This window comes from Streptomyces sp. SID1328, assembly GCF_009865595.1.
Lineage (GTDB): Bacteria > Actinomycetota > Actinomycetes > Streptomycetales > Streptomycetaceae > Streptomyces > Streptomyces griseoluteus.
This window is the reverse complement of sequence record NZ_WWKH01000084.1, coordinates 1-9853: the sequence shown is the minus strand read 5'-3', so window position 1 is coordinate 9853 and position 9853 is coordinate 1. Positions and strand designations below refer to the sequence as shown.

Sequence of the window (9853 nt, the reverse complement as noted above, 5' to 3'; positions counted from 1 at the left end):
GTCACCGGGTTCGGCGTACGGACGGCCACCACCATGGGTGAGCTGCGGACGGCCGGACGTTCTCTCGCCACGCTCGACCTCCAGCCGGGGGAGCTGCTGGCGCGGCTGAGCCGTACGACCGCCACGCTGGCCCGCGACCGGGGCGCGGCCCAGCAGGAGGCCGGGCACCTGCGTGCCGGGTGCACCTACGCCGAGTGGGACCCCTTGTCGTGCGAGGTCACGGTGGCGCGGGCCGGCGGGCCCGAGGTCCTGCTCGTGCGTCCCGACGGCACGATCGACACCATCACCACGCCCGAGGGGCCGCCCCTCGGCGGTCCGGCCGAACCGATCCCGTCCGTCACCGCCGCCGTCCCGCCCCAGTCGCTGCTGATCCTGCACACCTCCGGCCTCACCGAGGACCCCGCCGAGGTACCCGGCCTGCTGCGCCGGGCGCTGGACCGGCTCCCCGACTCCGACGGCGTGGACCCACGGGCCCTCTGCGACGAACTGTCCGACCTGCTCACCTCCCACCCGCGCGCGATCGAGGCGCAGGTACTCGTCTGCCGGGTCACGGCCTTCCCCCGCGAACGCGTCGCCACCCTGGCCCTCCCCGACGGCCCCCATGCCGCCGAGGCCGCCCGTGCCTGCTGCGAGCAGCACTTGCGCGAATGGGGGCTGGGCGAGGACATCCGCTTCAACGGCCAGCTCATCGTCAGCGAGTTCGCGGGCAACGCCGTCCGTCACGGCTCACCACCGGCCCGCCTCCGCCTCATCTTCGACCAGGCCCTGACGATCGAGGTCTCGGACACAGGCGGCAACGCACCGCTGCTGCGACACGCGCAAGAAGGGGACGAGGGCGGGCGGGGTCTGTTCATCGTCTCGCAGCTCGCGGATCGGTGGGGGACCCGGTATGAGAACGGGGGCGGGAAGACGATCTGGGCGGAGGTGGATACGCCGGAGAAGCGGGACGAGGGTGAGGGAGGGAGCTGACTCGACCGCACACCGGCGTTCGGACGGACTTGGGCGGCTCAGCCAACGGGAGGGGTGTGCCGGGGACGCGGAGCCCTTCGGGCAGATGGTCCGTCCTGACGCACGACACGGGGCCGTCCGGCAGAACCTGGCACATCAGCGTGGCGTGGCGGCTTCGGAGTTCCCTGGCACCCGGCCACACTCGGATCGCGCCTACTCTGCGTAATCAACGGGCTCCCGGTGACCGTGCGTATCGCCTACGGACCCGTCACGCAGTGGACGCCACCGTTCCCAACCCGTTCCGAGCTCGGAGGAGCCCCCTGGTGCCCAGCGACAAAAGGGCCGTCGAGTGCCCGTTCGATTTCAGCGAGGCGCTTGAGTTCGATCCCGCGCTTGCCGACCTGATGCGACGGGACACCCCGGCCCGCATCAGACTTCCCTACGGCGACTCCGACGCCTGGATCGTCACCGGCTTCGAGGCTGTCAAAAGGGTGACCACGGACCCCCGGCTGAGCCGGGCGGGCATCATCGCCCACGACTACCCACGGCTCACGCCGGAGCCCATCGTCTCGCCCGAGTCGATCAACGTCATGGACCCGCCGCACAGCAGCCGTGTCCGCCAACTGGCCTCGCAGGCGTTCACCCAGCAGCGGGCCGATGACATGCGGCCCCGGATCGTCCGGCTCGCGGACAGCCTGCTGGACGAGATGGAGGAGCACGGTCCGCCGGCCGACGTGGTGGAGATGCTGTCCGACACGCTTCCCCAGCACACCGTCATGGACCTTCTCGGCGTCCCGCGCGAGGACTGGGCGCGCATGCAGGATTCCGTGCGCCGGCTGCTGGCCGTCGGCGCCGGCACCAAGGAGGCCGCTGTGGCGGCCAAGGCCGACCTCACGTCCTACTTCGGTGAACTCGTCCAGCAGCGCAGGAAGTCACCGGGCGAGGACCTCATCAGCCTGATGGCCGAAGCGCGGGACGGTGAGGACTGCCTCAACGACCGGGAACTGGCGGTCACCGCCCTGACCCTGGCACTCAGTGGGCAGGACACGGCGACCTGCCAGATCAGCAACATCGTCTACCTGCTCCTCACCCGCCCCGAACTGGCGGACCACCTCAGGCACCGGCCCGAGGACCTGACCGACGTACTGAACGAGATGCTCCGCTACATCCCGTTCCGCAACGGCGTCGGTATCCCCCGGCTGGCTCTCGAGGACCTGGAACTGGGCGGCGCGCAGATCCGGGCGGGAGACTTCGTCCACGTGTCGTACCTCGCGGCCAACCGCGATCCGGAGCGCTATCCGAACCCGGACGTCATCGACATCCACCGGCCCAGCCGTCCGCACATGACATTCGGCTGGGGCGGACACCGCTGCATCGCCGTACCCCTGGCCATGGCGGAACTCGAAGTGGCCATCGGGCGGCTCCTTGAGCGCTTCCCCGGACTGCGGCTGGCCGTGCCGCCGGAGGAAGTGCGCTGGGACACCGAGACGATCCGGCGGTTCCCCCTGGAGCTGCCCGTGACCTGGTGAACCGGCACTCCCCGCCCGGCCTGCTCCCGCTTGCGGGAGGTGTCCCGTTGCCGTTGGTGGTGTACCCCCAGAAGAGGGGCGGTGGGTTTGCCTGGCGCCCGGCCGGACACCCGCCCGTTGAGCCCCTGGGGGGAGAAGGGATGTGGACCGCATCCACCTCCTGGGGCGGGAGTATGGAGGTGTCGTCTATGACCGCCGAGAACATCTGGAGCTACGGCCCGACCGCTGGGCACACGCCGGACGCGGATCTGAGCGGTTACAAGGTCGAGGCGCTCGACGGGCACATCGGCAAGGTGGACAAGCACTCGAACGACGTGGGGGAGCAGTACATCGTCGTGGACACCGGGGTGTGGATCTTCGGCAAGGAGGTCCTGCTGCCGGCCGGGACGATCACCGGGATCGACCACGAGGAGCGGACGCTGCACGTGGCGCGGACCAAGGACCAGATCAAGGACGCGCCCGAGTTCGACAAGGACAAGCATCTGGGCGACCCGGCGTACCGGGACCAGATCAGCGGCCACTACGGCGGGCACGGCTCGGGGCACTGAGCGGGGCTTCCGCAGGGAGGCGCAAGAGGGCAGGGCCCGGCGGTCCGGGGGAGCGACCGCCGGGCCCTGCCGCCGTTCCCGGCGGGGCTCTGCAGGAGACTTCTACAGCAATGTAGACAATGATGGCGGGCGGGGCCGGCCGGTCCCGCCCACCACCCCCGCTGGGAGGAACCGCCCCCGATGTTCGGCCTGAGTGAAGTCGCCCTGCTCCTCGTCGTGTTGATCGCCCTCCTCGGCGTACGGAAGCTGCCCGGACTCGTCCGCTCGGCCGGCCAGGCCACCCGGATCTTCAAGAGCGAGGCCCGCGCCCTGCGCAGCCAGGACGCCCCGCCCACCACGGGTCCCGTCATCGAGGGCACCGTCCTGCCCCGCGACGAACGGAGCTGAGCCGGCCCGCCGGCGGCCTACGGTCTACCCACCGCGGAAGGGAAAGGAGTGGGCGTGAACGACAAGCGGCGTACCCGGCGACGGGGACAGGGCGAGCTGGAGGGGCTGGTGCTCTCCGCCCTGCGCGAGGCCCGCGTGCCCGCGTCCGCCGGATGGGTACAGGAACACCTCGGCGGCGACCTCGCCTACACCACCGTCGTCACCATCCTCACCCGTCTTCTGGCCAAGGGCGCCGTCACCCGCGAACGCGCAGGCCGCTCCTTCGTGTGGACCCCGGTCTCCGACCAGGCCGGCCTCGCCGCGCACCGGATGCGCAAGGTGCTGGACGGCGAGAGCGACCGCGAGGCGGTGCTGTCCCGCTTCGTCACCTCCCTCGAACCGGACGACGAACGGCTCCTGCGGCACCTGCTGGGCGAGCCGGGCCCGGACGGAGAAGGCTGAGAGATCGATGGGCCTGTTCGTCCTGCTGCCGCTGGTGCTCCCCCTGACGGCATGGCCGGTCGCCCGGCTGGCCGAACAGCGGCCGCATCCCCGCGCGGCGACGTGGCTGCTCACCGTCACCGCTGAGCGCTGGCCCTGTGCAGCACGCTCTGCCTGACCCTGCTCAAGGTGGCCGGCACCGCCCAACTCCCCGGCAATCCCCTGCCGGACGCCTGGTCGGACGACGAGGTGCGCGAGGCCGTCCCGTACGACGAGGTCGCGGGCCGGGCCGCGATTCCCGCCCTGCTCGCCGTGCTCGCGGGCTGCTCAAGCGCCTCCAACCCACCCGCCAGGCCGTAACTCGCCTATGAGACAACAGAGTTGGAGCACGACTCTGGTCGCCCCGCACCCCCTGGGCTACCGTCGGTAACACCTGCCGACGGCGATCGTCAGCACCTCCTCCCTGCCTCGGCAGCCTTCGTTCGTCACCCCGCACCGCCGGTACCCCTTTGACGAAAGGCAGCCATGGACCACCCCATCGCTCCCGCAGGGATCACCCGTCGCCGCGCCCTCACCGTCACCGGTGGGATGCTCGCCGGGGCAGCACTGGCCGCCCATGCCTTCCCGGCCTTCGCCGGGGAGTCGCAGGACGCGGACGCCATCGTCGTCGGACACGGTCTCGCCGGGCTGGTCGCCACGGCCGAACTGGCCGCCGCCGGACGGAAGGTGCTGCTGCTGGACCAGGAGCCGGAGGCGAGTCTCGGCGGACAGGCGTTCTGGTCGTTCGGCGGGCTGTTCTTCGTCGACTCCGAGGAGCAGCGGCTGATGGGCGTCAAGGACACCCACGACCTCGCCTGGCAGGACTGGCTGGGCAGCGCCGGGTTCGACCGGGGCGTGGCCGACCCGGCGGGCCAGGACCACTGGGCGTACAAGTGGGCCGAGGCGTACGTCGACTTCGCGGCCGGGGAGAAGCGGTCCTGGCTCGCCGGGCTGGGTGTGCAGTGGTTCCCGATCGTCGGCTGGGCCGAGCGCGGCGGGGGCCTCGCGGACGGGCACGGCAACTCGGTGCCGCGCTTCCATGTCACCTGGGGCACCGGTCCGGCCGTCGTCGAGCCGTTCGAGAAGAAAGTGCGGGCGGCGGTGGCGGCCGGGAAGGTCGGCTTCAGATTCCGGCACCGCGTCGACGGCATCGTCACCACGGGCGGCACCGTGACCGGCGTACGCGGTGCCGTCCTCGAACCCAGCAGTGCGGCCCGCGGCAAGCCCAGCTCCCGCACCGTGATCGGCGAGTTCGAGCTGCGTGCGCCCGTCGTGGTCGTCACCTCCGGAGGCATCGGCGCCAACCACGACCTCGTACGCCAGAACTGGCCCGCGCGGCTCGGCACACCGCCCAAGACCATGGTCACCGGAGTGCCCGCGCATGTGGACGGGCGCATGCTCGCCATCACCGAGCGGGCGGGCGGCCGCATCGTCAACCCCGACCGGATGTGGCACTACACCGAGGGCCTGCGCAACTACGACCCCATCTGGCCCGGCCATGGCATCCGCATCCTGCCCGGACCGTCCTCCATGTGGTTCGACGCCACAGGCAAGCGGTTCGGCACCCCCGACATCCCCGGTTACGACACCCTGCACACCCTCGGCTCGATCACCGCGTCCGGCTACGACTACTCGTGGTTCGTGACCACCCAGAAGATCATCGCCAAGGAGTTCGCGCTCTCCGGCTCGGAGCAGAACCCGGACCTCACCAACAAGAACGTCTGGCAGCTCCTCTCCCGCATCTGGCAGACGCCCGAGCCGATCGAGAAGTTCAAGAAGAACGGCGCCGACTTCGTGGTCGCCACCACACTGTCCGAGCTGGTGGCCGGGATGAACAAACTGACCGGCGACAACCTGATCGACCTGGCCCGGCTGAAGGCGCAGATCGAGGCACGCGACCGGGAGATGGACAACCCGTACACCAAGGACGTGCAGGTCATGGGCATACGCAATGCCCTCTCCTACATCGGGGACTCGCTCAGCCGGACCGCGCCCGCGCACAGGATCCTCGACCCGTCGGCCGGCCCGCTGATCGCCGTACGGCTCAACGTGCTCACCCGCAAGACCCTCGGCGGGCTCCAGACCGACCTCTCCGGGCGCGTGCTCGGCGCCTCCGGGGAACCCGTGCCGGGGCTGTACGCGGCCGGGGAGGTCGCGGGCTTCGGCGGCGGAGGAGTGCACGGCTATCGCTCGCTGGAGGGCACCTTCCTCGGCGGCTGCCTCTTCTCCGGGCGCCAGGCGGGCCGGGCGGCGGCCGCGGCGACGGCGACCTGAGAGGGGGTCCGAGGCGGGCCTGAGGCGGGCTGCGGGGGTCGCCGGAATGGGTGAACATCTGTCGGTGTCAAGCCCCGGTAAGCGCGGTTTTTGCGTGATCACGTGGACGGGACGGGACAAGAAGCGGCGATTTGGCGGCGACTCGGGGCATCCCCGACCATTGGGTCTGGCCCGGTGCCCCGGGAAGGCCGTTCACCTGGCCTTCTCTCGTGAGCCAGGTCACCGCCCGTCCCCCCTCTGTGCCGGTCACGGCCAGTTCCGCGAGAGGTAACCCCCCCATGCAGGTCACCGGGACCGCTCCGCCGCCGGCTCCGGCGACGGGCCCCCTCGGCGCCCCGGCCGAGGAACCGGGCGGCAACGCGACCAAGCACGCCCGCCGCTTCGGGCTGCCCGTCGCGACCGCCCTGGTCATGGGCAACATCATCGGCGGAGGCATCTTCCTGCTCCCCGCCTCCGTCGCCCCCTACGGCACGGTCAGCCTGGTCGCCCTCGGTGTCCTCACGGTCGGCGCCATCACGCTCGCCCTGGTCTTCGGCCGGCTCGCCCAGCGCGACCCGCGCACCGGCGGGCCCTACGTCTACGCCCGCGAGGCGTTCGGCGACTTCGCCGGGTTCCTCGCGGCCTGGGCCTACTGGATCACCACCTGGGTGTCCAACGCCGCGCTCGCCGTCGCCGCCGTCGGCTACCTCGACGTACTGATCCCGGTCAGCCACCACCGCTGGACCGCATGCCTGGCGGCCCTGGTCATCCAGTGGCTCCCGGCCCTCGCCAACTTCGCCGGCACCCGCTGGGTGGGCGCCGTGCAGCTCGTCTCCACGGTGCTGAAGTTCGTACCGCTGCTGCTCGTGGCGGTCGGCGGGCTGTTCTTCTTCGACCCGGACAAGCTGGGGCCGTTCAACGCGGGCGGCGGCAGCCCGATCGGCGCGATCTCCGCGTCCGCCGCGCTGCTGCTGTACTCCTACCTCGGCGTGGAGTCCGCCGCCGTCAGCGCGGGCGAGGTCCGCGACGCCCGTCGCAACGTCGGCCGGGCCACCGTGATCGGCACCGCTGGCGCCGCGCTCGTCTACCTGCTCGGCACGGTCTCCGTCTTCGGCACCGTCGCCCACAACAGCCTGGTCAAGTCGACCGCGCCCTTCTCCGACGCCGTGAACTCCATGTTCGGCGGCACCTGGGGCGGCTGGGCCGTGGCGCTGGCCGCGCTGGTCTCGATGACCGGCTGCCTCAACGGCTGGACCCTGCTCAGCGCCCAGACCCCGTACGCCGCCGCGCGCGACGGGCTCTTCCCGGCCGCCTTCACCCGGCGCCGGCGCGGGGTGCCGACCGTGGGCGTCGGTGTGACGGTCGTCCTCTCCTCGCTGCTGACCGTCTACAACTTCATGGCGGGCTCGGCGCACGTCTTCGAGGTCCTGGTGCTGGTCACCACCTTCACCGCGACCGTGCCGTACCTGCTGGCCACAGCCGCGCAGCTCCACCACCTCGCCTCCGGCCGCCGCGACGAGGTCGACGGCCGGCGGCTGGTGCGCGACGCGGTGATCGCCGCCGTCGCCGCGGGCTTCTCCATCTGGCTGGTCGCGGGCGCCGGATACGCGGCGGTCTACCAGGGCGTGCTGTTCCTGTTCGTCGGCATCCTGGTCTACGCCGTGATGGCCGGACGGCGGCGCCGCGCCGAAGGCTGATCCACCCCGGACCCGGCGGCCTCCCCCCAGGGGCCGCCGGGCTTCCGCTCACCCGCCACCCGCACAAGCGGAGCATCTCCTACCGCTGGTGTCGGTGATCTTCGGCTGCGTACGGTGGCCCCTGGATGACCGGTCTCGCGGGCAGGAGTGATCAGACGGTGCAGCCGACGTTCGTACTGGTGCATGGCGCCTTCGCCAACTCCTTCTCCTTCGCGCCGCTCCAGGCCGAGCTGGGCCTGCTCGGGCACCGCTCGGTCGCCGTCGACCTGCCCGGCCACGGTTTCGCCGCCACCTGTACGCACGCCTACCAGGCACCGCAGGACCCCGAAGGACTCGCCGCCGCGCCCGGTGCGATCAAAGGCATCACGCTCGCCGACAACGTGGCCCACCTGATCCGGGTGCTGGAGCGGGCCAAGGCGAACGGTCCCGTCCTTCTCGTCGCGCACAGCCGGGGCGGCATCACGGCAACCGCCGCCGCCAACGCACGGCCGGACCTGATCGACCGGCTGGTGTACGTCTCGGCCTGGGCGCCGGTCGAGCTGGAGGCCGGCCAGTACTACGCCGAGCCGGAGATGGCGACGGTCGACCCCGCCTCGCTCGCCCGCGCCCTGGTCGGCAACCCGGCCGAACTGGGTCTGCTCCGCGTCAACTTCCGCACCGCGGACCCGGAAGCCCTCGCCGCGTTCAAGGCCGCCTTCCTCGCGGACGGCACCGACGACGAGTTCCTCGTCTTCCTCAGCACCTTCCAGCCCGACGAGAGCCTGGACACGGGCACCCCGGCCGACTGCGCCCGGGCGGAGACCTGGGGCCGCGTACCGAAGACCTACGTCCGCCTCGCCGACGACGCGAGCCTGCCGCTAGCCCTCCAGGACCGGCTCATCCGCGAGGGCGACGCGCTGACCCCGGACAACCCCTACGACGTACGCACGCTCGCGGGCAGCCATCTGAAGTGGCTGGTCGACCCGGCACCGGCGGCCCGCGTCCTCGGTGAACTCGCCGCTCTCACCGGCTGACCGGGGAAATACCCCTTTGTGCCGACGACCGGGCCGGCCCCGGCCGTCATGTCTGGACAAACCATTGACACCGGACCCGGCAGGGGCTTGTATCCCGTCCCGACGCAACAGCGCTCACCCTCCCCAGCACAGTGAGGTGCAGGACAGATGGACCGCTCTTCTCGCTCGCACTCGCGCCGACTGGCCCCTGTCGTCGCGGTGGCCGCCGCCGCGGCCCTCACCCTCGCCGGCTGCTCCAGCGACTCCGGCGGGAAGAAGGCGGCGGAGGGGGGGTCGGGGACGCCGGCCGGCAAGGCCGGCACTCCCCGGATGACGGTCGCCCTGGTCACCCACCAGGCGCCCGGCGACACCTTCTGGGACATCGTCCGCAAGGGCGCCGAGGCCGCCGCCGCCAAGGACAACATCAAACTCATCTACTCCGCCGACCCCAGCGCCGGCACCCAGGCCAACTATGTGCAGAACGCCGTCGACCAGAAGGTGGACGGCATCGCGCTCACCCTGGCCAAGCCCGGCGCGATGAAGGACGTCATCGCCAGGGCGAACCTGGCGAAGATACCCGTGGTGGGCCTCAACTCCGGGCTCAGCGACTGGAAGAAGCTCGGACTGCTCCAGTTCTTCGGGCAGGACGAGAGCGTCGCGGGCGAGGCGCTCGGCAAGAAGCTGAACGAGGTCGGCGCCAAGAGGATCGTCTGCGTGATCCACGAGCAGGGCAACGTCGGTCTCACCCAGCGCTGCGACGGGGTGAAGAAGACCTTCTCCGGCAAGACCGAGACGCTGTACGTCAACGGCACCGACCGGCCCTCCGTGCAGTCCACCATCACCGCCAAGCTGAAGCAGGACAGCTCCCTCGACCATGTCGTCACCCTCGGCGCCCCCTTCGCGCTGACCGCCGTGCAGTCCGTCGCCGACGCGGGCGGCAAGGCCAAGGTCGCCACCTTCGACCTCAACAAGGACCTCACCGGCGCCGTCAAGAAGGGCACCATCGAGTTCGCCGTCGACCAGCAGCCCTACCTCCAGGG

General features: G+C 71.2%; 9 protein-coding genes and 1 pseudogene. All 10 read left to right on the top strand.

Annotation, left to right across the window (positions count from 1 at the left end; genetic code table 11):
* On the top strand, window positions 1-969 hold a 969-nt coding region (locus GT030_RS02710), incomplete at its 5' end, for an ATP-binding SpoIIE family protein phosphatase (RefSeq protein ID WP_161199643.1).
* Between the two features lie 302 nt (window positions 970-1271).
* On the top strand, window positions 1272-2477 hold the full coding sequence (locus GT030_RS02705) for a cytochrome P450 (protein ID WP_161199642.1): 1206 nt from the start codon (window positions 1272-1274) through the stop codon (window positions 2475-2477).
* 188 nt (window positions 2478-2665) lie between these two features.
* Window positions 2666-3025, top strand: a complete 360-nt coding sequence (locus tag GT030_RS02700; RefSeq protein WP_161199641.1) for a PRC-barrel domain containing protein — start codon at window positions 2666-2668, stop codon at window positions 3023-3025.
* A gap of 180 nt (window positions 3026-3205) precedes the next feature.
* A complete protein-coding gene (locus tag GT030_RS02695; protein WP_161199640.1) occupies window positions 3206-3412 on the top strand; it encodes a twin-arginine translocase TatA/TatE family subunit in 207 nt (68 codons plus the stop codon).
* A 54-nt stretch (window positions 3413-3466) separates the two neighbouring features.
* Window positions 3467-3853 carry a BlaI/MecI/CopY family transcriptional regulator gene (locus tag GT030_RS02690; protein ID WP_161199639.1) on the top strand — a complete coding sequence of 129 codons (387 nt, stop codon included), beginning with the start codon at window positions 3467-3469 and terminating at the stop codon, window positions 3851-3853.
* Between the two features lie 7 nt (window positions 3854-3860).
* Window positions 3861-4153, top strand: a pseudogene (locus GT030_RS02685) (M56 family peptidase); the annotation flags it as partial.
* A 204-nt stretch (window positions 4154-4357) separates the two neighbouring features.
* Window positions 4358-6145 carry an FAD-binding dehydrogenase gene (locus GT030_RS02680; RefSeq protein WP_161199638.1) on the top strand — a complete coding sequence of 596 codons (1788 nt, stop codon included), beginning with the start codon at window positions 4358-4360 and terminating at the stop codon, window positions 6143-6145.
* A 278-nt stretch (window positions 6146-6423) separates the two neighbouring features.
* On the top strand, window positions 6424-7821 hold the full coding sequence (locus GT030_RS02675) for an amino acid permease (RefSeq protein ID WP_161199637.1): 1398 nt from the start codon (window positions 6424-6426) through the stop codon (window positions 7819-7821).
* A 125-nt stretch (window positions 7822-7946) separates the two neighbouring features.
* Window positions 7947-8834, top strand: a complete 888-nt coding sequence (locus GT030_RS02670; RefSeq protein ID WP_161199636.1) for an alpha/beta hydrolase — start codon at window positions 7947-7949, stop codon at window positions 8832-8834.
* A gap of 147 nt (window positions 8835-8981) precedes the next feature.
* The coding region (locus GT030_RS02665) for a substrate-binding domain-containing protein (protein WP_161199635.1) at window positions 8982-9853 on the top strand (872 nt) is incomplete at its 3' end.

Excerpts from the sequence above, each read along its gene's own strand:
- GT030_RS02700 (WP_161199641.1), top strand. The coding sequence starts at position 2,666 with ATGACCGCCGAGAACATCTGGAGCTACGGCCCGACCGCTGGGCACACG.
- GT030_RS02695 (WP_161199640.1), top strand. The coding sequence starts at position 3,206 with ATGTTCGGCCTGAGTGAAGTCGCCCTGCTCCTCGTCGTGTTGATCGCC.
- GT030_RS02680 (WP_161199638.1), top strand. The coding sequence starts at position 4,358 with ATGGACCACCCCATCGCTCCCGCAGGGATCACCCGTCGCCGCGCCCTC.
- GT030_RS02675 (WP_161199637.1), top strand. The coding sequence starts at position 6,424 with ATGCAGGTCACCGGGACCGCTCCGCCGCCGGCTCCGGCGACGGGCCCC.
- GT030_RS02670 (WP_161199636.1), top strand. The coding sequence starts at position 7,947 with ATGACCGGTCTCGCGGGCAGGAGTGATCAGACGGTGCAGCCGACGTTC.